Annotated in this window: 20 protein-coding genes; 14 read left to right on the top strand and 6 right to left on the bottom strand. The window is 34.2% G+C overall.

Annotated features, from left to right (window positions below; translation table 11 throughout):
- The first annotated feature begins 1 nt into the window (after position 1).
- The 10 genes from ctlX to NZ698_RS12205 all read left to right on the top strand — a co-directional run bounded on the left by ctlX (position 2) and on the right by NZ698_RS12205 (position 10,028).
- A complete protein-coding gene (ctlX, locus tag NZ698_RS12160; protein ID WP_263003380.1) occupies positions 2–925 on the top strand; it encodes a citrulline utilization hydrolase CtlX in 924 nt (307 codons plus the stop codon).
- A 22-nt stretch (positions 926–947) separates the two neighbouring features.
- Positions 948–1,307, top strand: coding sequence for an S-adenosylmethionine decarboxylase family protein (locus tag NZ698_RS12165; RefSeq protein WP_263003381.1), 360 nt, complete (start codon positions 948–950; stop codon positions 1,305–1,307).
- A gap of 3 nt (positions 1,308–1,310) precedes the next feature.
- The gene (locus NZ698_RS12170; RefSeq protein ID WP_263003382.1) at positions 1,311–2,774 is read left to right on the top strand and encodes a DUF4178 domain-containing protein; all 1,464 of its coding nucleotides are present in this window, start codon (positions 1,311–1,313) and stop codon (positions 2,772–2,774) included.
- A 3-nt stretch (positions 2,775–2,777) separates the two neighbouring features.
- On the top strand, positions 2,778–2,972 hold the full coding sequence (locus tag NZ698_RS12175; RefSeq protein ID WP_263003383.1) for a hypothetical protein: 195 nt from the start codon (positions 2,778–2,780) through the stop codon (positions 2,970–2,972).
- Positions 2,973–2,984: 12 nt separating this feature from the next.
- The gene (locus NZ698_RS12180) at positions 2,985–3,200 is read left to right on the top strand and encodes a DUF350 domain-containing protein (protein ID WP_263003384.1); all 216 of its coding nucleotides are present in this window, start codon (positions 2,985–2,987) and stop codon (positions 3,198–3,200) included.
- A complete protein-coding gene (locus NZ698_RS12185) occupies positions 3,193–4,707 on the top strand; it encodes a polyamine aminopropyltransferase (RefSeq protein ID WP_263003385.1) in 1,515 nt (504 codons plus the stop codon). Before NZ698_RS12180 ends, NZ698_RS12185 begins: the two co-directional genes overlap by 8 nt.
- Before the next feature lie 19 nt (positions 4,708–4,726).
- Positions 4,727–6,277, top strand: a complete 1,551-nt coding sequence (locus tag NZ698_RS12190; RefSeq protein ID WP_263003386.1) for an NAD(P)/FAD-dependent oxidoreductase — start codon at positions 4,727–4,729, stop codon at positions 6,275–6,277.
- Positions 6,278–6,540: 263 nt separating this feature from the next.
- Positions 6,541–7,563, top strand: coding sequence for a hypothetical protein (locus NZ698_RS12195; protein ID WP_263003387.1), 1,023 nt, complete (start codon positions 6,541–6,543; stop codon positions 7,561–7,563).
- A gap of 27 nt (positions 7,564–7,590) precedes the next feature.
- Positions 7,591–9,345 carry a discoidin domain-containing protein gene (locus NZ698_RS12200; RefSeq protein WP_263003388.1) on the top strand — a complete coding sequence of 585 codons (1,755 nt, stop codon included), beginning with the start codon at positions 7,591–7,593 and terminating at the stop codon, positions 9,343–9,345.
- A 164-nt stretch (positions 9,346–9,509) separates the two neighbouring features.
- Positions 9,510–10,028 (top strand): hypothetical protein, encoded by a 519-nt coding sequence (locus NZ698_RS12205; protein ID WP_263003389.1) that lies wholly within the window; start codon positions 9,510–9,512, stop codon positions 10,026–10,028.
- Between the two features lies 1 nt (position 10,029).
- Here the strand turns inward: NZ698_RS12205 and NZ698_RS12210 are convergent, their stop codons facing one another.
- Entirely contained in the window at positions 10,030–10,884 is an 855-nt protein-coding gene (locus NZ698_RS12210) for an alpha/beta hydrolase (RefSeq protein ID WP_263003390.1), read from the bottom strand.
- Positions 10,885–10,959: 75 nt separating this feature from the next.
- Positions 10,960–13,206 (bottom strand): TonB-dependent receptor domain-containing protein, encoded by a 2,247-nt coding sequence (locus NZ698_RS12215; RefSeq protein ID WP_263003391.1) that lies wholly within the window; start codon positions 13,204–13,206, stop codon positions 10,960–10,962.
- 286 nt (positions 13,207–13,492) lie between these two features.
- Between NZ698_RS12215 and NZ698_RS12220 the strand changes: the two genes are divergently transcribed.
- Positions 13,493–15,259, top strand: a complete 1,767-nt coding sequence (locus NZ698_RS12220) for a carboxypeptidase-like regulatory domain-containing protein (protein WP_263003393.1) — start codon at positions 13,493–13,495, stop codon at positions 15,257–15,259.
- 47 nt (positions 15,260–15,306) lie between these two features.
- Here the strand turns inward: NZ698_RS12220 and NZ698_RS12225 are convergent, their stop codons facing one another.
- From NZ698_RS12225 to recJ, 4 genes are all read right to left on the bottom strand, one after another.
- Entirely contained in the window at positions 15,307–15,645 is a 339-nt protein-coding gene (locus NZ698_RS12225; RefSeq protein ID WP_263003394.1) for a DUF3817 domain-containing protein, read from the bottom strand.
- Between the two features lie 5 nt (positions 15,646–15,650).
- On the bottom strand, positions 15,651–16,445 hold the full coding sequence (locus NZ698_RS12230; RefSeq protein WP_263003395.1) for a hypothetical protein: 795 nt from the start codon (positions 16,443–16,445) through the stop codon (positions 15,651–15,653).
- Between the two features lie 6 nt (positions 16,446–16,451).
- Complete coding sequence (gene nadD, locus NZ698_RS12235; RefSeq protein WP_263003397.1) at positions 16,452–17,036, bottom strand: nicotinate (nicotinamide) nucleotide adenylyltransferase; 585 nt, start codon at positions 17,034–17,036, stop codon at positions 16,452–16,454.
- Positions 17,037–17,158: 122 nt separating this feature from the next.
- The gene (gene recJ, locus NZ698_RS12240; RefSeq protein WP_263003399.1) at positions 17,159–18,877 is read right to left on the bottom strand and encodes a single-stranded-DNA-specific exonuclease RecJ; all 1,719 of its coding nucleotides are present in this window, start codon (positions 18,875–18,877) and stop codon (positions 17,159–17,161) included.
- Positions 18,878–19,094: 217 nt separating this feature from the next.
- On the opposite strand from recJ, the gene NZ698_RS12245 reads away from it, so the two are divergent.
- The 3 genes from NZ698_RS12245 to NZ698_RS12255 all read left to right on the top strand — a co-directional run bounded on the left by NZ698_RS12245 (position 19,095) and on the right by NZ698_RS12255 (position 21,554).
- Entirely contained in the window at positions 19,095–19,805 is a 711-nt protein-coding gene (locus NZ698_RS12245) for a ferritin-like domain-containing protein (protein ID WP_263003400.1), read from the top strand.
- Positions 19,806–19,829: 24 nt separating this feature from the next.
- Complete coding sequence (locus NZ698_RS12250; protein ID WP_263003402.1) at positions 19,830–20,639, top strand: ferritin-like domain-containing protein; 810 nt, start codon at positions 19,830–19,832, stop codon at positions 20,637–20,639.
- A gap of 99 nt (positions 20,640–20,738) precedes the next feature.
- A complete protein-coding gene (locus tag NZ698_RS12255; RefSeq protein ID WP_263003403.1) occupies positions 20,739–21,554 on the top strand; it encodes a M48 family metalloprotease in 816 nt (271 codons plus the stop codon).
- Positions 21,555–22,637 lie beyond the last annotated feature (1,083 nt).

Consider the following 22,637-nt stretch of genomic DNA (forward strand, 5'->3'; position numbering starts at 1 on the left):
AATGCAGACAACAGATACAGTACTCATGATAGAGCCGATTGCATTCGGTTACAATGCAGAAACGGCAGAGAACAATTACTTTCAGGTAGAGCAGAAAGGTGCAGATATTCAGTCAAAAGCTTTGGCGGAATTCAAAATTTTTGTTGAAAAACTGAAGAGCAAAGGAATTAATGTCATTACCATAAAAGACACCATCGATCCTCACACTCCGGATTCTATTTTCCCAAACAACTGGGTAAGTTTTCATAATGATGGAAAAGTGGTTTTATATCCCATGTTCGCTTCCAACAGAAGAGTGGAACGTAGAGAAGATATTATCGAAAGCATCAAAGATCAGGGTTTTGAAGTTGACGAAATCGACGATTGGTCGTTACCGGAAATTCAGGGACACTTTTTGGAAGGAACAGGAAGTATGATTTTCGATCATGATAATAAAATTGCATATGGTTCGGTTTCTCTAAGATTGGATGAAAATCTATTCAGAGAATTTTGTAATAAGTATGGCTTTGAACCAATTGTTTTCCATTCTTTTCAGACGGTAGGTTCAGAAAGACTTCCGATTTACCATACCAATGTAATGATGTGTGTTGCCGATAAATTTGTTGTGATTTGTTTAGATTGCATTGATGATGAGCTGGAAAGAAGCAAAGTCATTGAGACCATAAAAAATTCAGGAAAAGAAATCATTGAAATTTCTGAAGAACAAATGCAGCAATTCGCGGGAAATATGCTTCAGGTGCAGAATAAAGATGGCGAAAAGTTTTTGGTAATGAGCCAGACTGCTTATCAGTCTTTGAATGCCGAACAGATTGCAAACATAGAAAAATATTGCGAAATCATTTATTCAGATTTAAATACAATCGAAGTCAATGGTGGCGGAAGCGCACGTTGTATGCTGGCTGAAGTTTTCCTGCCAAAAAAATAATATATTTGTAAAAAATTAGTAATTGAAACCATTATCAAATAAAGGTTTACATATTCTTCTAACTTTGGAAACGGAGTTAGAAGATTTGTTATTAGACAGTGTGCAGTTTTTGCAACATATTCATAATATGCTGGAAGACAAAGATGTTGAAGTGGTTGGTGTTACCAATCATGTTTTTGAAAACCAAAGTTTTACTTCTGCAGTCTGTCTTAAAGAATCTCACCTCACGATTCACACTTGGCCAGAATATAAACAACTGACTTTCGATGTTTTTCTCTGCAATTATACACAGGATAATTCGGCAAAAGTAGAGCAGATCGCCGACGAAGTTGTACAATATTTTAATGCCACAATTATTCAGAAACACAATATTTACAGATAAAAAATGCATTACACTTGTCCCGTTTGTAATACAGAAAATAACATTGATCTTACCTTTCGTGTTGAAGAGTACGTTTGCAAATCGTGCTCAAATCATATTGATATTGACCAGAATATTTCTAAAAGAATTGTCAAAAAACCGATAGAAAATGTCGTTTTGGAAATCGGGCAAAAAGGAATATTACAAGGTGTAGAATTTACCGTAATATCAATCGTTATCCGCAAATACGGAACTCATATTTTTTGGAGAGAATATGCTTTAAAAGATAAATCAGGTAACGATCTCTTTCTGAGTGAAAGCGATGGTCACTGGGTTTTACTGGAAACGATTCCCAAAGAAAAATTTATTTTAGGAAGTAGTAAAACTTTGGGTGAATATAATGGTAAAACCTATCGTTGGTACGAAACTACAGATTGCAACATTCATTCTGCTGCCGGTTTTTTCGAAGATACTTTGAAGTTTTCACTGGCCACTTACAAAGAATATGTCAATGGAACAGACATGATTTCCCGTGAACAGTCAGGAAGCAAAATAGAATATTTTAAAGGACAACATATTTCAAAAAACGAAATTAAGAAAGCGTTTAAAATTTCCAATCTTCCATCATATTCAGGAATCGGAATCGTTCAGCCTTTTTATATCAATATCAAACAGGCGATCAATATTTTATGTATTACTGCTCTTTTGATTTGTCTGATGCAAACTTATGTTTATACTTCAAGAGCAAATAATACCGTTTTTCAGGAAAGTATTTTTTTTAAGAATATTGAGAATAAGGAGCTTATTAGCAAAAGCTTTACCTTTTCGGGAGGTTCTGCTCCGTTAGAAGTAAGAGCATATACCGCACTCGACAATTCCTGGGCAAATGTACAACTGAGTCTTGTCAACGAAAAAACAAACGAAACTACGTATGTATCCAAAGACATCGAAAAATATTCAGGAGTCGAAGGCGGAGAAAGTTGGACTGAAGGAAGTGAGACCGAAGAATTCAATATATGTGGAGTTGCTTCCGGAACCTATCACTTCGTAATCTCTGCAGAGAAACAGAAAATAATAGAAACTTCAATAGCTGGTTCGGCTACAGACGGTATCACTTTGTCTAAAGATCCTTCAGGAATAATCAATGTTCTGAACAATGCAACTCAGGAAACGACGTCTTTTGGAGATGTTAAAACATTGGAAACAGATTCCGGTGCGATTGGGAGGATGGTCAAACAGGCTTTTCCAAATAAAAATTTAGACTCATTACTGAATGTCAATCCTATAGCTCAGACTCCCAATTTGGAAACGAAATCAGACGAAAGTTCTATAAACATCACGGCAACCTGGCTTCCTGTTTCATTCTGGAATTTTTGGGTGATCATCATTTTAATGGTAGCTTTTTTTGTCCTTTGTTACGTAGCGAGATATTATTTCAATGTCTCAAAATGGAAAAACAGTTCAAACTCACCTTATCCTCAATCATAAAGTATGAAGATTTTTAAATATTTAAAAGAAAACTGGTTTCTTCTCACGATAGGAGGCGTGTTTTTGGGATGGTTTGTTTATCTTACTTATGATGGAAACCAACTATGCGACTGCGAAAAGACAGAAACTTACAGAGATGGAACAACAAGAGGACATCATTCTTCAGGTGTAGGATTTTACAGATATTATCACAAATAAAAATATAAACTTATGGAAAATATAAACTTTTTACCAATTATCAATTCGATCATTTACTCAGTTTTGGGAGTTGTCATTTTATTGGTTTTTTATCTGATCATTGAAAAGCTGACTCCGGAAAAAACATGGCACGAGATTGCACATAACAAAAATGTGGCTTTGGCAATTATCTTCGGTTCTTTCATTATAGGAATTTCTATTATCATCGGTTCGGCAGTTCATGGATAAAAAACGACTGTCTCTAGAACTGCTTTTACTGTCTTCTGTATTTGTAATTGCGACTTGCGGACTGATCTACGAATTGGTTGCAGGAGCTTTGGCAAGTTATCTTTTGGGAGATTCCGTCAAGCAGTTTTCTTTTATTATCGGGGTTTATCTTTTTTCGATGGGAGTCGGTTCTTATCTGGCGAAATTCATCAAAGGAAGTTTAATCGATAAATTTATCGAAATTGAAATTCTCGTAGGAATCGTTGGCGGAATAAGCTCGGTTGTTTTGTTTCTACTTTTCAATACTGTTGGACATTTTGAGTGGGCTTTATATCTTTTCGTATTTTCTACAGGATGTTTAGTCGGACTGGAAATTCCGCTTCTGATGAATATCCTGAAAGATAAAGTTCAGTTTAAAGATTTGGTTTCCAATGTTTTTGCTTTTGATTATGTCGGAGCTTTGTTGGCTTCCATTCTTTTTCCGTTGGTTTTAATTCCAAGTCTCGGAATTATTAAAACACCACTTTTTTTCGGCTTAATTAATATTTCAATTGCTATTTTTCTATGTTTTTACTTGAAAAATGATTTGGTAAAGCCGCTTTCATTAAAAATAAAATCAATCGGAGCATTTCTTTTATTGCTGGTTCTTTTTATTTTTTCAGACCGAATTTTATCGTTTTCTGAAGAAAAATTATATGGTGAAAATGTAGTTTACACCAACAATTCTCCCTATCAAAGAATCGTTTTAACCAGAAACAGTAAAGAATTTCGGTTGTATTTAAATAATAATTTACAGTTTTCTTCTACCGATGAATATCGTTATCATGAAGCTTTGGTTCATCCTGTGATGTCAATGGCAAAAAATATTGATAATATTTTAATTCTTGGCGGTGGAGACGGTTTTGCAGCGCGTGAAGTTTTAAAATACAAAGATGTTAAAAACATTACTTTGGTTGATTTAGACGGAGAAATGACCGATTTTTTCAAAAATAATGAAACAATGCGCCAACTGAATCAGCGTTCGTTATCGGATAAGAAAGTAAAAGTCATTAATAAAGACGCATACATTTGGGTAAAGGAAAACAAAAAGAAATTTGATGTTATCATTATAGATTTTCCGGATCCTTCCAACTATAGCTTAGGTAAATTATATTCGTTGCAGTTTTATCACGAGCTGGAAAAAATCACAACCATTGATACAAAAATTGTCGTTCAGACAACATCACCTTATTTTGCTCCGAAATCATTTTGGTGTATTGAAAAGACCATGAATCAGGTATTTCCGTTTACTTCGGCGTATCATACTTATATTCCTTCCTTTGGAGAATGGGGATTTTCTATGGCTTCTTTTGAACCTATACATAATAAGATTTACAGGAAGATTCCAGATCTTAAGTTTTACGATTATAATTTTCACCAGATGTCCTATTTCAGTAAAGACATGAAAACAGATTCTGTTGAGGTCAACCGATTGGATAATCAAATATTAGTACGTTATTTCGATGAAGAGTGGGGAAAAGTACAGTAGGAAAGATTTTCTTAAAACATTGTTTTTAGGAAGCTTGATGTTACCTTTTCTGCAATATTGTGGAACGAAAACAAAATCTTTACTTTTAAAAATCACCGGAACCAATCATATTCTCGGTCATAAACTCTGGGCAAAAGATTTCCCGAAATTCACAGAAGAAATTCAGACCAAATATTTAATTGTCGGCGGCGGAATTTCCGGACTTTCTGCCTGTCGGTTTTTAGACCAAAATAACGAAAAAGATTACCTTCTTCTCGAAATGGAAAACCATTTGGGCGGAAATTCTTCAAACGGAGAAAATAAATTCTCAAAATTTCCTTTGGGAGCGCATTATTTACCCTTACCCAATAAAGAAAATACAGAAATCATCGATTTTCTGAAAGAATCTAAAATCTATTTAGGAGAAGACGAAAAAGGAGAGCCGATTTTAGATGAATATCAAATGACTTTTCCGCAGCAGGAACGTTTGTTTTATAAAAATTCATGGCAAAATGATGTTGTTCCACAAAAAGGAATTTCTCTTGAAGCTCAAAAAGAACTGCAAATGTTTTTTGCTTTAATGGATGGTTTTCGTGTCAAGAAAGATAATGCCGGAAAATATTGGTTTGCTATTCCTGTACATGATTCGAGTAAGGAAGATGAGGTTTTAAATCTTGAGAAAATTCTTTTCAAAGATTGGCTTACAGAGCATAATTTCAAATCTGAAGAATTACTTTGGCTATTGGATTATTCTTGTCGCGACGATTACGGTTTGGGAATCGATTATGTTTCGGCATGGGCAGGAATTCATTATTTTGCAGGAAGAAAAAACAACTGGAGCACAAAATATAAAGATCAGGTTTTTACATGGCCGGAAGGAAACGCAAGACTGACAAAACATCTTTCAAAATATACAGAAGGTAACAATCTAACCCAACATTTGGTTTTTGATATTAAAATCAACGGAGAAAAAGTTGAGGTTTTAAGCTTTGATAACACTGAGAAAAAAACAAAAAAGATTGTTGCCGATAAAGTTCTCTTTGCAACACAACAATTTGTGAATGAAAGAATTTTTAAAAACAGAAACACAAAATCTTTCAACTATGTTCCGTGGCTTTTGACGACGATTACGCTCAAAAATGAATTTGGCGGAGATGAAGAATTGGCTTGGGATAATGTGATTTACGGTTCGGAAGGTTTGGGATATATTTACGATCAACATCAGAATGTCAATCAGATCATGGGTGAAAAAGTGATTACTTATTACAAAAGTTTTTCAACCAATGATTGCAGAAAAGCGAGAAAGAAACTGTATTCCATTAAAGAAGATCAGCTTAAAAGTCTTGTTTTGGATGATTTAAAAAAAGCACATCCTTTGATTGAAGAATTTATTGTTGAAATGCAGTTTCACAAGATTGGACATGCAATGATTGCGCCTGTTCCCAATCAGATTTTCGGAGAGGAAACTCAAAAGGCAAAAGAATCAATTGACGGAAAAGTGTTTTTTGCACATACCGATTTATCGGGAATTTCCATTTTTGAAGAAGCTTTTTATCAGGGAATAATAGCTGCAAAAGAAATGTTGAAATAGAACTGTAATTTTAAATCATGTATTATTTATAAACTGATTATTAAATTTTATCGCAAAGGCAGACAAAGTTTTGATTACTTCATCGCCTGTTAGGTTATACAAAGCCGCTCCGCTTATCGAAGTAACACAAAGGATTACTTTGTATTTCAATTGCTAAGTGAAACGCCATTGTCTATCATAAATTTCGTAGCTAATAAAAAATATCTTTGTTTAACCTCGCGATTAAAAAATATAAAAAATCCGACTGAAATAACTGGAAAAAAATGAAGCAACCCTGGATACATAACGCAAAAACTGACGGCTGGCTGATTCTTTCGCCGCCATTTGTAATCCTGCTGATTATCTTTCTCTTTCAAAAACATATTCAAGGTTTAGAAAATCACTGTTCATTTTACACTTGGTTATTTTTGATTGTCTTTGTGGATGTTGCGCACGTTTATTCTACTTTGTTTAAGACGTATTTTGTAAAAGCTGAAATTAAAAAAAGACCATTTTTATATTATGGAATTCCTGCGTTGAGCTGGATTTTAGGACTTATTCTTTATCAATTTGGAAGTCTCAGCTTTTGGTCGGTTTTGGCTTTAATCGCTGTCTTTCATTTTATCAGGCAGCAATATGGTTTCATGCGGATTTACTCACGTTTTGAGCCAAATAATTTTAGCAAAAGAATAGACGAAATCGCTATTTACACGGCAACAATTTATCCGATGTTATACTGGTTTAAAACTCCGAGAGCATTCACATGGTTTGTTGAAAATGAATTTAATTGGTTTAAAAATATACCGGATTATACCCAGTTTATTACAATTCTTTATTTCATCATTTTATCAGTCTGGATTTTTAAGACAATTTTTGAAATCTTTAGAACAAGACAGATTAATATTCCGAAAACAGCCATCATTAGCGGAACTTTTCTTTCATGGTATTTTGGGATTGTCTATTTCAATAATGATTTTGTTTTCACTTTTCTGAATGTAATTTCACACGGAATTCCTTATGTCGCTTTGATTTACATCAGAGAAATCAAGCAGAAAGAGAATCAACAGCTCAACAGACTGTCGGTTTTCAAATCTACTTTCGGAATCTTTTTGTTTGTAGTCGTCATTGTAGGATTCGCTTTTTTCGAAGAGTTCCTGTGGGAAGTTCTGATCTGGCGTGAGCATTTATCATTTGACTTTCAACTTTCAGAAACATGGTTTCAGTTTTTGGTTCCTTTGCTTATAGTTCCTCAATTAACCCATTATTTACTGGACGGATTTATTTGGAAGAAACCCAAAAAACTTTAATTAAATTTGTCTCCAAGAACTATTCAGATGCAAAAACACATTTTTTTATTAGCCTTATTTTTGGGATTTTCTATAAACGCTCAACAAAAAACATATTGTAACCCAATCAATATCGATTATGGTTACACGCCTTTTGAAGTATTTTCAAAACAAGGAAAACACCGTGCTACAGCTGATCCTGTGATTGTTAATTTTCAGAAAAAGTTGTTTCTTTTTTCGACTAATCAGGAAGGCTATTGGCACAGCGACAATATGCTCGACTGGAAATTTGTTAAAAGAAAATTCCTCAGAGATAATAAATATACCCACGATCTGAACGCACCCGCAGTTTGGGCGATGAAAGATACCTTGTACGTTTATGGCTCAACCTGGGAATCTGATTTCCCGATCTGGAAATCGACCAATCCAACTGTTGACGACTGGAAAATAGCTGTCGATACATTAAAAGTTGGAGCGTGGGATCCTGCTTTTCATTATGATGAAGACAAAAATAAACTATATTTATATTGGGGATCAAGCAACGAATGGCCACTTTTGGGAACTGAAGTTAAAGTGAAAAACTTACAATCTCAAGGTTTTGTAAAGCCTATTTTGAGATTAAAACCTGAAGATCACGGTTGGGAAAGATTTGGCGAATACAATGATAATGTTTTTCTGCAGCCTTTTGTAGAAGGAGCATGGGTGACAAAGTACAAAGACAAATATTATATGCAGTATGGCGCTCCGGCAACAGAATTCAGCGGTTATTCTGACGGAGTTTATGTAAGTAAAAATCCATTAGAAGGATTTGAGTATCAACAGCATAATCCGTTTTCCTACAAGCCGGGAGGTTTTGCAAGAGGGGCTGGTCACGGAGCAACTTTTGAGGATAATTTTAAAAACTGGTGGCACGTCTCAACGATTTTTATTTCCACTAAAAATAATTTTGAAAGACGTTTAGGAATTTGGCCTGCAGGTTTTGATAAAGATGATGTGATGTACACCAACACGGCTTACGGTGATTATCCGACTTTACTTCCACAGTTTGCACAAGGAAAAGATTTCTCAAAAGGACTTTTCCAGGGTTGGATGTTGCTGAATTACAATAAACCCGTTCAGGTTTCTTCAACTTTAGGCGGTTATCATTCCAATAATGCGGTGGATGAAGATATTAAAACCTATTGGAGCGCCAAAACCGGAAATTCGGGTGAATGGTTTCAGACTGATTTAGGTGAAGTTTCGACAATCAATGCGATTCAGACCAATTATGCAGATCAGGATGTAGAATTTATGGGAAAAACCGAAGGCAAAATGCATCAGTACAAAATCTATGGTTCAAACGATGGTAAAAAGTGGAAAGTCATCGTCGATAAAAGTAAAAACACCAAAGACGTTCCTCACGATTATGTAGAATTGGAAAAACCTGCCGAAGCAAGATTTTTAAAAATGGAAAATTTGAAAATGCCGACAGGAAAGTTTGCGTTAAGCGGTTTCAGAGTTTTCGGAAAAGGTGCAGGAACGAAACCTGCGAAAGTTCAGAATTTTGTTCCGTTGAGAGCAGATCCTAAAAAGTTTGGTGAAAGAAGAAGCATTTGGATGAAGTGGCAACAAAACTCTGATGCGGATGGATATGTAATTTATTGGGGAAAATCACCTGACAAATTGTATGGAAGCATTATGGTTTACGGTAAAAACGAATATTTCTTTACCGGAGCAGACAGGGTAGATTCTTATTATTTCCAGATCGAAGCATTTAATGCAAATGGTATTTCTGATAGAACGGAGGTGGTGAAGTCTGAGTAATTAATCTTAACCATTAAGTTTAATAAGTTTCTAAGATTTATTTAGCACGCAACTTAAATTTGCCTGCAAATTCTTAAATCGTCTAAACTTATTAATTGATCTTAATGGTTAAAAAATGTTTCTTAGTATTTAAAGTCTTTTAGCAAAGTAGTGACTACAATAATATGGAAAAACCTGTTCTTGTAATAAGTATCTTAATTCTTGGATATGTCCTGTACAACTATTCTGATTTTGAAAATAGTGCGGTAGGTTATTCTATTATTTTCCTTTGTTTTGCAACCATTATATTTTCATATTATAAATTGAAATATCCGAATGACAGACATGATTTTTTGACTGTTGAAAAAGAAATCAATGACCTTGAGAATTTTAACGGAATTTTCAGATACGAAGAAACTGGATTTCGTTTTGTGTTATCTGAAAAAGATGAGTTTGTAAAGTGGGATGATATAATGGAAGTAAATGCTTTCAGTATTCCTTTTGGTTACCGTGATAAACAAAGTGGGATTGAAGTGGTAACCACTGAGAGAAGTTTTGAGTTTAATCAGAAACATTTTCCCGGATTTGAAAAATTATCTAATCAGCTTCACGAAAATTTACCTCATTGGAATATTGATTCTTCTTTAGTTGGAATAAATAATTATGGTCTTGAAAAAGCAAATCTTTATAAAAAGGCTGATTAATTTATTGAATGTGTTTTAAAAATTCATCAATTTTTTGAATCAGAAAAGGAGAATTCTTTTCATTCTGCCAATCAAGATGCCCGCCGGGAAATTCAAAAGACTGATTATAAATTCCATTTTTATTCAGTGTTGAATCTAAAATAGATTTTTGTGATAATGGAATAACCTGATCGTTATTTCCATAGAAAGAAATGGTTGGAGGTGATTTTTCGTTGATCCAATAAACAGGATTTGGAATGTCTAAGTTTGTAAGATCAGTTGTAGTCGGAGTTTTCATATCAATCATATGTTTTTCAACAAAATCATAATCGGAGTAATGAGCAAAATCTTTATGCAGTAAATCAGCAGGTCCTACAATATTAACGACCGCTTTGATTTTGTTATGATGTTTAAAATCAAAAAAAGAATTGTTGCCATACAACATTGATAAGTGAGCTCCTGCGCTGTTTCCAAGCAAAATAAATTTAGACTTAGGATTAAATCTTTTAACCAATAAACCAAGTGCACGATCAATATCATTAGTTTGGTTGGGAAGAACAAAAGAATTTGCATCTGCTAAACGATAATTGATATTGGCAAAAGCATAATCCGGAAGTTTCTGCATTAATGATAGTGTAAAAAAGGTAAGATTAGATTTGTCTCCTGCTCTCCAACCGCCGCCATGAATGATAACGAAAATTCCTTTAATTGAATCTTTATTTTTTGGGATATATAAATCTAATTTTTGTTGAGAATCTGCTCCGTAAGAAAGATTCATCTCTTTATCAAACGAAATGTCTTTTCCGAGATTCACGGTTTTTTTTTGACATCCCGAAAGTAGTAAGATCAATAAAAGAATTCCAATAAATTTATTCATAGTCTTAAAGATAGAAAAACCCACCGGTTTCCCGGCAGGTTTCTCGTACAAAATAATATATGAAGAATGATTGTTTTATCTCGTTCTGCTTTTAATGGCATCTGATGCGCCTTCGATATCTCTTACTTTTTTCACTTTCTGATTTCCGAAATTGTAAGTGATGCTGAATGTTCCACCTCTTCTGAACTGGTCGTTTTTAATATAATTGTAAGTTCCGTTTGCCTGAGAATCTTCGATTTCTACAATGTTGGTTCTCAAAACATCATTTACATTTAAAGCAAAAGTCCAGTCGTTCCAGTTTTTCTTGATGCTTACATCTAAGCTCATTAGGTTTTTTAACATTCCCAATTCAATTTGCTGTTTATCTACAAAGAAATAATTTACTCCCAAAAACCAAGTTTTTTTCTTGTCCAGACGAATCGTGTTATTGGTTTGAATCACGATGCTTGATGATTCTCTATTGTTAATATAAGTGTCAAAAACCTGTCCTGTCGTAGGATCTGTATTCAATGTTCCTTTATTAATATTGTGCTGTACTCCGATATTGAAATTGGTAGTAAGGTATTGATTGAAGAACGTTTTCTGCATTCCCAACATTGCAGACATTTCCTGTTTGTCGCCAAAATTGGTTCTGATGTATGCCAATTGTCGATAGGTTTTGCCTTCTCTCACAATATCTCTCTGAAGCGGAACTTGAGTAATAACATCTTTAAAATAAGAATGATTCAAGATCAGGAAATAAGAATTTTTAAACATGTAGGTCAACTCCTGATTATACGTTGATGAAGCTTTCACGAAAGGGTTGTTTTGGGTGTAGTTATCTTCTGTAAGAATATTTTTTACAGGATTCAGCTCCCAAAAACTAGGTCTTCTCATTCTGCTGGAAAATGCGTACGAAATATTGTTTTTATCATTGATTGCATAATTCAGACTTAAATAAGGAAGCAAGTTGTTGTAGTTTCTTTCAAATTTCTGCATTGGCTCATCGGGAATTTCAGATGTTCCTAAACTTTTTGTGATTTCATATCTTGTTCCCACTTTTCCTGAAAATTTATCCGAAAATTTCTTTTCAAAAGTGACGTATGCACCATAGATTTGCTCATCATAAATGAAATGGTTAAGATCTGGGTCAATGTTTTTCAGATTTCCATTTGCATCATAATAGTTGAAAAAATTCTTTGTATCATTGTCAGTTTTAGTAGCGTTAAAATTTCCTCCGACAGATACTGTAAAATCATTTTTAAATTTTTGGATATAATCTACCGTTCCTGAAAAGTTATTGACGATTTGAGGAATATCCTGCAAAACATTCTGTCTAAGTTGCGTGAAAACTCCTGCGGGATTCTCAACAATCGTTTTGTTGTTCGAATTTTGAAATCTTTTATAAATTAGATAAGCAGCATTCATGTTTAGCTTGCTTCCCAGAGAATCTGTTTTTAATTCGTAATTTAAATTAACAGAATTATTATAATTTCTTGCATTTTCGAGATTGCTTGAGCGGGTAATATCTGTTTTATCTAAACTTCCGTCGGAATTATAAGTTTTTAAAGTATTTAGAAGTTCTACGGTAGAACCATAGCTTTTATTTGCCCAGGAGTTCCATGATAAAGCTAAATTACTTTTGTCGCTTAACTGATAATCGAAATTTAAATATCCGCCAAGATTTTTATTGGGATCATCGATATCTCCTACAGATTCGTTTTTTACAAAGTCATTTCCGTTTCTCAAAATGTAACTTTGAGCCTGAATATTTTCTCCCCCACTCAGATTGGCGCTGATTCCAAGCTTGCCTTTTCTGTAGTTTACAGAGAAACTTGCCTGACTTGAGTTGTATTTATTCTGAGAATTAGACATTCTCATATTTCCGTTGGTACCGTCACTCATTTTCTTTTTCAGAACAATGTTGATGATTCCGTCTGAAGATTCTACCTGAAACTCACTTCCCGGAACGGTAATCACTTCAATTTTCTGAATATTTTCTGCAGGTGTATTTTTCAGGAATTGAGTCAAAGATTCTGCATCCATATTGGTTTTTCTGCCATTGATGTAGATTAGTGCATTGTTTTTTCCGGCAATCTTTAATGTTTTATCATCGGTCGTAGAAAGCAGGGGAGTCTGTTTCAACAAATCAAAAGTAGTATTCCCTTTGGTAACAGGAGAAGCGGCAACATCGTATACAAAACGGTCGCTCTGTTTTTTGAAGACCTGCTTCGTCAAAACAACTTCTTCTATTTTTTTTGTTTGTAAAGTATCTGATTTTTTTTCCTGGGCAAAAGTAAGTCCTGTGAAAAATATTGCGGCGATGAGTAGTGGCGTTTTCATGATTTTAGAATTTGATAGTTTATAGATGCTTGTATCTGTTATTATTTTACATTGCAAAGATATGTAATAAATTTAGTATCATGCAATACAAAGTAGTAAAAATGTTTTGATTTAATTTGTAACTATCTAATTATGAGTTACTAAATTTTAAATTTCAAATATTGACTTCTTTGAGTTTCTATATAATTAGACAACTTGAACTATAATTTTATTACATTATAAAATAAATTATTAAACTTCACTTTTTTTTGATTAATTTAGAGTTCACAATAAAACGTAATAATTTATGACAAAACTTTACTCATTATTCATGATTTTGATGATTCTTGTATCGTGTAAAAGCGATTCTTTTATAGATCTCGAAAATCAGCAGCAAGGAAATCAGGAGACAAACTTTAATTTTGGAAATTCAGCACAAAGAAATTTCCATGGTTTGGTTTTATCCACAAACGGAACTCCGATATCCGGAGCAACGGTTACAATTGGATCAGCAACTGTACAAACCAATTCTAAAGGAATTTTTGTAATTAAAAATGCCAATGTGAAAGAAAACTTCGCGTATGTAAAAGTGGCGAAAACGGGATTTGTAAACGGTTCGCGTACGATGGTTCCGACAAGTGGAAGCAACAGAATCAACATTATGATGATTCCAGCAACGAATACTTCTACGATTACAGCCGGAGCAACAGCCACGGTATCTTTACCAAACGGAACAAAAGTAAAATTTGACGGTAGCTTTAAAGATGCAAACGGAAATGCATATACTGGAAATGTAAATGTTGCCATGTTTCATCTGAAACCTTCAGATCAGTATCTTAATGAATTGATGCCCGGATCTCTGCTTGCAAATAATTCCGCAGGAAACGCAAGAGTGATGGAGACTTTCGGAATGTTGCATGTACAATTGACAGGTGCGTCCGGACAAAATCTTCAACTTGCAACTGGCCATACTGCTGAAATGACAGTAGCAATAGATGCTGCTCAAACGTCAACGGCTCCTGCTACAATTCCTCTTTGGACATTTAATGAAGCTACAGGAATTTGGCAGGAAGAAGGTTCTGCAACAAAAGTAGGAAATACTTATGTAGGAAATGTAAGTCACTTTTCTTGGTGGAATTGTGATGCGCAGTTTCCTCAAGCGATTTTAAATGTTCATATTCAAAACTCTGCTGCACAACCTTTGAGTAATGTAAATGTGAAATTATTCAGACAGAACCAGACTTCCACTTCTGCAATTACCGATGGAAACGGAAATGCATCAGGAATTATTCCAGCTGGCGAAAGTTTAACGATGAAAATTTATGATGCCTGTAATAATGTGATCATGACCAATAATATCGGTCCTTTTGCAAGTAATTCTACCAATACACTTCCTGCAATTACGATTTCGCAGAGTTTGAGTAATACGATAACCATTACAGGTACTCTTAAGGATTGTTCCGGAAATAATGTTACAAACGGAGTGGCAAATTTATCTTATGCTTCAAGCACAAATTATTTTTCTAATTATTCCACACAGGTAACAAATGGAAGCTTTTCTTTTAATGTTTTAAGCTGTGCGTCAAGTCAGCAATTGACATTTGTCGGTTCAGATTTCGCTAATCTTCAGACAACGGGAGATATTAATTTTACTGCAACTTCGCCTACGACAAATTTGGGTAATCTTACTGTTTGTACTGCTGCAACAGAATTTATTACAAGTCAGACAGATACACAAACTATAAAGTACTTTCTATCACCCATTTATGGTGGTGGAAGTTCCCAAACTCCGGTTCCAAATCCTAATTTTGGATTTTCTGTAAGTTCGCAAAGTGCTACAGGGGGTTTTTATTTAAATTCCCAAAACCCAATAGGAGTTGGAACATTTACCTCCAATTTTAGTTTGGAATCATCCGGAGGAGTGATTAATTCTAACGGAAATAATCTTACTTTGCAAGTAAGTAATTATGGAGCCGTAGGACAATACATTGATTTTACAATTAATGGCACCTACACAAATTCTACAGGTTCACATACATTGAGTGTAACAGGACACGTTATTAGAGATAATTAAATCTAAAAATATATACTAAAAAAGAGGCTTCAAAAGAGCCTCTTTTTTTATTCTCTGTCAAAACGTGCCAGTTTTTTATCAATCCAGATCGTAGCAAAAGGAAAAAAAGCAGCGATCAAAGCAAAGACTGTATCTTCATCATCCCAAGTGTATATTTTTCTTGTAGATGGTAAAAAAAGAAGATAGAGCGTAAAAAATAATCCGTGAATACTTCCAATTGTACTGATGTATACAATCGGTAAAATACCTTCAGGATCAATGCGTATCCACGTCATTGCTGTAAAAAGGAAAAACCAAGAGATAGCTTCTGCCATACAGATTTGCTTAAACCATTTGATAAGTTTCTCCTGAGGATATTTTGAAAAAAAATTTTCGATGAAATTCATATTAATTATTTATAATAGATTTTAAAAGATTTTTTTGAACCATGATACTTATAATTTCGTTCTGAAATAATAAAATTACTTGATTTAATAAACTGTTTTATATTTTTTTCAAAAAACGGAATAAATTCTTCGTTTTTAGACAAATGATGCTTAAAGCCAACTAACTTTATTATAGACGAATTTTCATCTACTTCCAATTCTATCTCAGTAAAATCTTGATTATCAACTGACGAATACTTATAGTTTTTAGGGTATTTGAATTTTGTAAAAAAATACATATTCAATAATTTATCGGCTAACGAATATTCTCCTTCATACATCCAGTCTAGATGTTCATTATATTCAAAAATTAAAGAACGATTTTTTTCGATATGATTTAAAAGAGATTGTTTTACCAAATTATCAATAAACTCTTTACCAAATTTTTTCTCAGTAAAAAAAGTCATATAACTACTATAACATTTATCAGAAGTATAATGTAAAGGAATGTCGCTGCCACTACCAATTCCACCCCACAAGATATTATTGTTTTTTAAAATATCTCGAAGCTCATTTTTAGCAGGAAAATCGTCTCCAGATGGTACAGTATTAAAAATATAAAATTTATTTTGAATTTTAGAATCATTTACTGCTCTTATTGAATCTTTGCTACAAAGTTCATTATATTGCTTTAAGCGCTCTTTAAAAATTTGTATTCTTTCTGACTCTTGCTTTTTCTGAATAGAATCTTCCGTTGAAATATTTTGGGCAAAAATAATTGTCTGAAATACAAAGGCAAATAAAAATATTAATAATCTCATCATATTCTATTTATAAAAACTACTGCCATCCAAATACTCAAAAACTTCCGGTGGAAGCATCGGTCTCACATTTTTTCCTTCTTTGATCATATTTCGTATTTCTGTTGCCGACAATTCTATCACAGGTGCTTTGATCATCGAAATATTTTCATGCTGAAGATATTCAGAATCTTTTCTCTCACCTTCAAAAACTCTCGGATAAACGATTATATGATGATTTTTAATTAAAATATCAGAATTTTTCCACTTTTGAAGTCCGTTGAGGTTGTCTTCTCCCATGATCAGACTGAAAGAATAATCAGGATGTCTTTCCTGAAGATAAGTTAAAGTATCAATTGTGTAACTTGGTGTTGGCAAAGAAAACTCTACATTTGAAGCACGCATTTGAGGATAATTTTTTACCGCAAGCTGCACCATATCCAAACGGTTGTGATCTTTCAGAAGCGATTTTTTTTCTTTAAAAGGATTCTGCGGACTCACCACAAACCACAGTTCATCCATATCTGAATTCTCAAGAATATAATTAGCCAAAATCAAATGGCCAATATGAATAGGGTTAAAAGAGCCGAAAAATAAACCGATTTTTTTCATATTAAAAAGTCAATTGTCAATTTTGCTTTGCAAGTGAATATGCTACACTTGTCAATTTCAAAAAATATCTATTTGAAAAGTGATTTTGGAAATTCACCACTCACTTCTGAAAGAAAATTCACTTATTCGCTTTCTATAAACTTCACATCCCGAATATTAAGATAATGTGTCACATTTCCTTTCCAATGATTTTCTTCTAAAGTAAAGGCGATATCAAAAGATTTATTTCTGAAATCATCGGCAAACTGTCCTAATTTAAAACCTACACATTCGATATTTCTTCCGGTAGATTCCTGTTTGATATAAAATTTAAGGTGATTGTTGTCTTTACCCATCGTTTTGAGGTAACCTGCAATCTTTTGATTTCTTAAAACTAAATTCGGTTTCATATTATGAGGACCAAATGGTGCCAATTTTCTGTGGAAGTTGATAAAATCTCTGTTAATTTCATCGACTTGCAAATCGGCATCAATAGTTATTGAAGGTTCTTTCTGATGATCTTTGATTTTTTCGGCAACGGTTTTTTCAAATTTAATTTTAAAATCTTCAAACTTATCCTTTTCCATCGAAAGTCCGGCTGCAGCGTGATGCCCACCAAACTTCAGAAAGTATTCCGAACACAAATCTAAAGCTTCATGCACATCAAAATCTGAAACAGATCTTGCGGAAGCTACCATCTCGCCATTATTTCCGTCAGTGAAAACCAAAGTTGGTTTATAATAAGTTTCTATAAGTCTTGAAGCAACAATTCCGATGACCCCTTTGTTCCATTCCGGATGGTAGACAATTGTTGTGTATTTTGTTTCCTGTTGAGATTCTATGATTTGTTTTAATGCAGATTCAGTAGAAAACATATCGAGTTCTCGTCTTTCATCATTCAGATTCATGATGTCGCCGACAATTTGTTGAGCGTGTTTCAGATTATCCGAAACCATTAGTTCTACTGCGGCTTTTCCTTGCGAAATTCTTCCGGCTGCATTGATTTTCGGAGCGATTTCAAAAACAATATTTGAAATTTCAAAATTTGAAAGTTTGTCTTCAGGAATAAGAAGTCTTAAACCTAGATTACGGGTTTTTCTGAGAACTTTAAGTCCCATTTTGGCCAAAACTCTGTTTTCACCAGTCATAGATACGATATCTGCAGCAATGGAGATGGCAAGAAGATCAGTCAGTTCAAATAATTCCGTTTCGGGAATTTTGTAGATCGTGTTTAATCCCTGACACAATTTAAAACCAACACCACATCCGGAAAGTTCCTTGAAAGGATATCTGCAATCACTTCTTTTAGGATCCAAAACCGCTACAGCAGCAGGAATTTCGTCTCCGGGTAAATGGTGATCACAGATGATAAAGTCTATGTTTTTTTCTTTAGCATAGTTAATCATGTCAATCGACTTGATTCCGCAGTCTAACGCGATGATCAGCGAAAAACCATTTTCTTTCGCAAAATCAATACCTTCCGTAGAAATTCCGTACCCTTCAGAATTTCTGTCGGGAATGTAGAAATCTAAATATTTTTTCTGAACAATTTTTCTTAAGTAAAGATAAGTAAGCGCAACTGCAGTAGTTCCGTCGACGTCGTAGTCGCCGTAAACCATTATTTTTTCACCGTTTTCAATAGCTGTAGCAACACGCTCAACAGCTTTTTGCATATCTGCCATTAAAAAAGGATTGTGAATATCCGTTAAATTGGGCTTGAAAAATTCTCTCGCTTTCTGGTAATTGTCAATTCCTCTAAGAACTAACAGTTTGGATTCAAAAGTTCCAAAACCAAGCGACGAACTCAGTCCATCAACAGTTTCTTCATCAGGTTCGGTTTTATAAATCCATTTTTGACTCATTTCACAAAAATAAGTAAAATTTATTTTAAAAAAGATTTGATGTTTAGATACCACACTTTATCTCCATGGTATTGTAATTGTTTAGGTGTCAATGTTTTTTGATATTTTCTGAATATTAATTTAATAAAAATTAATTTTTTTTAAAAATATGAAAACCAAACCAAAACTATTATCGTAGATATCATTAAAAGTACTAAACCTTTCTAAAAATAATATTATGAAAAAACCAATCTATGTTTCTAATCAGGGAGCCACCCTTGATACCAGCAGAAGAAACTTTCTTAAACTAAGCGGCATCGGTATTGCCGTTGCAGGGCTTACTTTGGTAGGCTGTGACGATGACGATTTTGAATACAATGATAATAAAATATTCGATCTAGGTTCAGGTGACGTAGGTGTCTTAAACTACGCATATGCTCTCGAACAGTTGGAAGCTGATTTTTACACGAAAGTTGTTAATAATTTCTATGCAGGAATTTCAAATGCAGAAAAAGAAGTTTTAACAGATTTGTATCACCACGAGGTAATTCACAGAGATTTCTTCAAGGCTGCAATTACAGGTGCAACGACAAACGTCTTACCGACACTTGAGTTTCAGTATCCGAATGTAAATTTCAATGACAGAAATTCAGTTTTGGCAACTGCAAAAGCTTTAGAAGATACGGGTGTTGCAGCTTACAATGCTGCCGGTAAATATATTACCAATCCTGCTTATCTTGTACTTGCAGGTAAAATTGTTTCTGTAGAAGCAAGACACGCATCAGCAATCAGAGATTTGATTAATCCTTTAACTGCAGCTTTCTCAGGAGATGATGTAGTAAATCCTACTACAGGTCTTGATGTAGCAAAAGAACCGAAGGATGTCGTTGCGGCAGCCGGAGGATTTATTAAAACTCCATTTACCTGGAAAGAAAGAGGTATTAATTAATTATTCACTTCAAAATCTATTATTATGAACATTTTAAAATTATTAGATAAACTTTCTGACGATTCTTTTTTTACAAAACAAACGTCAAGATTAGATAACCTTTCAGATCTTACTTCATTCGGTAAAAAAGCGGCAATTGCTGCAATACCTTTGGGATTAGGAAGCTTTATGGCAACTTCTGCAAAGGCTGAAACCAAAACAGAACCAACTTTAGCAATGAAAAGTGCATTGACTGATGCTCTTCAGTTGGCTTTAACATTAGAATATTTAGAAGACGAATATTACAAAATAGGACTCGCTACTGCAAACCTTATTCCTGCATCAGATAAGGTAGTTTTTCAACAAATTTCAAAACATGAGGCAGCTCACGTTACTTTTCTTAAAAGCACATTGACGTCATTAGGAACTGCACCGGTTGCAAAACCAACTTTTGACTTTACAGCGAATGGTGCTTTTACACCTTTTACAAATTATCAGCAATTTCTTACGTTAGCTCAGGCTTTCGAAGATACAGGAGTTAGAGCTTATAAAGGACAAGCAGGAAATGTAATGTCAAACAAAGATGTTCTTCAGGCAGCTTTACAGATTCACTCTGTAGAAGCGAGACATGCATCAATGGTTCGTAGAATGCGTGCAAACAAAGGATGGATCGAATTGGCAAATGGCGGAAATATGCCTGCCGCAACCAATCCTGTATATAATGGAGAAGATGTAACAATGCAAGCAGGATTCAATACTGCAACTGCTTTTGGGGCAGCAGCAGGTTCTGCAGCTTACGATGAAATATTGACAGGAACAGAAGCTACGGCAATTGCATCCTTATTTATAGATTAATTTAGTTTATATAGTTTAGGTTAAATCCTCTTTCGGTACTTCTCCGAAAGAGGATTTTTGATAAAAAAGTATTATCTTGGCTAGACTAAATTATGTAATATGAAAAAAATTATTATCGGAGCAATATTCTTAGGCTCAATCAATGCAGTTCATGCACAAAAAATTAATCTCGGAAAAGCTACCGATATTGTATCTAAAGGAGCAAAGGCATTAACTTTTACCAATGCAGATGCAATAAAACTTTCCAAAGAATCTGTAGATTACATGGATAAAAATAATGCGATTGCCGGACCAAAAGATCCTTACACCATTAGATTAAATAAGCTTTTCGCAAAACACAAGTCTCAGGATGGGCTAAATCTGAACTATAAAGTTTATAAAGTAAAAGATATTAATGCTTTTGCCTGTGCAGATGGAAGTGTTCGTGTTTTTTCTTCCTTAATGGATATCATGACAGATGCTGAATTGTTAGCAGTTATCGGTCACGAGATTGGTCACGTTAAAAATCAGGATACAAAAGATGCAATCAAATCTGCTTACTTAAAAGCTGCGGCTTTAGATGCTGCTTCATCAGCTTCCTCTACGGTTGCTACATTGAATGAAAGTCAGGTAGGAAAGATGGCAAACGCATTTCTTGATGCTTCACATAGCAAAAAGCAGGAATCTGAAGCAGACTTGTATTCCTATGATTTTATGAAAGCAAACAATTATAATGTGGTAGGAGCATACACAGCATTCAAAAAATTGGCATTGTTATCCGAAGGTGGAACGGCGCAATCGGGTTTTCAGAAAATGTTCAATTCTCATCCCGATAGCAACAAAAGGGCAGAAGCCATTAAAAAGAGAGCCGAAAAAGACGGTCTGTGGAAAGATCCCGGGACAGTTTCTATTCCAACAACGAAGTTGACAAAATAAGTTTACATATATAATAGAAAGTTCGGCCTATGCCGGACTTTTTTGTTTGTACACTATAATACCATTATATGATAATGCATTTTTTTTCAGGAGCTTAATCCCGCTCTCCACTATATCTTTTTTTGATGCCCGCTGCTTTGCAGCGTCCATCCAAAAAAGGATGCCGTTTCGATCGGGGCTAAGAGAGCGGTTAAGGATTGAGATTTGTCACAAAGAGTAAACTTATCTATTAGTTTGCAGAAGTGTGCTAAGTTTTACCTTCATATTAGCACTCAAAAACTCTATCCGATTTTTCCAACATGTTTTTAAGGTTTCGGCAAACTCTATATTTGCTCATAGAATCAAAGCGTTTGCAAGAAAATAATTTGATTCGAATTTAGCTCCATTGGAGCGTTATGTTTGTAGAAAAGAGTAATGAATGATATTTGAGCTCCGTAAGAGCGGCATCTCTACATATGATTTGTAAACTTCTACTTAAATATCAATTTCCAACTTTTCTTTTTTTATATACTATTTAGAAAGTCGATTTCTCATAATTCTCTGTTTCTTCACACTTCAACCTAAATTATCTCTAATAACTAAAAACCTTTTGCTTTAAATATATGATGATTTTCCAACCTTTATTATCCCACCGTCGTTCAAGCTCTACACCTTCGCTTCCAAAACTCAAACCTAAAAATCCTTTAAACGTCCGACGCATCTACGCTAAAACTCTCCAACTCTCGAACTCTCGAACCTCCCCATGAATTACCCAACCTCAGTTTAAATTTTTGTTTCAGGTTATCAGTGCTTTAGGATTGAATATGAATTTAAGTTAAACATTATGTTAAATATATTTGGAAGTAGAGGGGGAAACGTACTACTTTTGCCCCACTGAAAAACGGAAGTTTGAGGTAGCGCAGAAGAGCCTTTAGATGGGCAGGAACAAAAAACTCTGAATAGGAATTAACTTAAAAATCTCAATAAATTTTGTGTAAATAAAATTTGTGGGAATAAAAAAAGTTTTTATCTTTGCAGTCCCGATACTGGGAGCGCAGGAGTGGATAGATTAGGTGTTGAGATAAGAGATTAGGGTCATCAAAA

Origin of the sequence: Chryseobacterium edaphi (genome assembly GCF_025628985.1) — a bacterium.
GTDB lineage: Bacteria > Bacteroidota > Bacteroidia > Flavobacteriales > Weeksellaceae > Chryseobacterium > Chryseobacterium edaphi.

Bases quoted from the DNA above. Each gene is read 5' to 3' on its own strand.
- NZ698_RS12215 (WP_263003391.1), bottom strand. From the start codon at position 13,206: ATGAAAACGCCACTACTCATCGCCGCAATATTTTTCACAGGACTTACT.
- NZ698_RS12180 (WP_263003384.1), top strand. From the start codon at position 2,985: ATGGAAAATATAAACTTTTTACCAATTATCAATTCGATCATTTACTCA.
- NZ698_RS12220 (WP_263003393.1), top strand. From the start codon at position 13,493: ATGACAAAACTTTACTCATTATTCATGATTTTGATGATTCTTGTATCG.
- NZ698_RS12210 (WP_263003390.1), bottom strand. From the start codon at position 10,884: ATGAATAAATTTATTGGAATTCTTTTATTGATCTTACTACTTTCGGGA.
- NZ698_RS12250 (WP_263003402.1), top strand. From the start codon at position 19,830: ATGAACATTTTAAAATTATTAGATAAACTTTCTGACGATTCTTTTTTT.
- NZ698_RS12185 (WP_263003385.1), top strand. From the start codon at position 3,193: ATGGATAAAAAACGACTGTCTCTAGAACTGCTTTTACTGTCTTCTGTA.
- ctlX (WP_263003380.1), top strand. From the start codon at position 2: ATGCAGACAACAGATACAGTACTCATGATAGAGCCGATTGCATTCGGT.
- NZ698_RS12230 (WP_263003395.1), bottom strand. From the start codon at position 16,445: ATGAGATTATTAATATTTTTATTTGCCTTTGTATTTCAGACAATTATT.
- NZ698_RS12255 (WP_263003403.1), top strand. From the start codon at position 20,739: ATGAAAAAAATTATTATCGGAGCAATATTCTTAGGCTCAATCAATGCA.
- NZ698_RS12195 (WP_263003387.1), top strand. From the start codon at position 6,541: ATGAAGCAACCCTGGATACATAACGCAAAAACTGACGGCTGGCTGATT.
- NZ698_RS12175 (WP_263003383.1), top strand. From the start codon at position 2,778: ATGAAGATTTTTAAATATTTAAAAGAAAACTGGTTTCTTCTCACGATA.
- NZ698_RS12200 (WP_263003388.1), top strand. From the start codon at position 7,591: ATGCAAAAACACATTTTTTTATTAGCCTTATTTTTGGGATTTTCTATA.
- NZ698_RS12245 (WP_263003400.1), top strand. From the start codon at position 19,095: ATGAAAAAACCAATCTATGTTTCTAATCAGGGAGCCACCCTTGATACC.
- NZ698_RS12170 (WP_263003382.1), top strand. From the start codon at position 1,311: ATGCATTACACTTGTCCCGTTTGTAATACAGAAAATAACATTGATCTT.
- NZ698_RS12225 (WP_263003394.1), bottom strand. From the start codon at position 15,645: ATGAATTTCATCGAAAATTTTTTTTCAAAATATCCTCAGGAGAAACTT.
- NZ698_RS12205 (WP_263003389.1), top strand. From the start codon at position 9,510: ATGGAAAAACCTGTTCTTGTAATAAGTATCTTAATTCTTGGATATGTC.
- nadD (WP_263003397.1), bottom strand. From the start codon at position 17,036: ATGAAAAAAATCGGTTTATTTTTCGGCTCTTTTAACCCTATTCATATT.
- recJ (WP_263003399.1), bottom strand. From the start codon at position 18,877: ATGAGTCAAAAATGGATTTATAAAACCGAACCTGATGAAGAAACTGTT.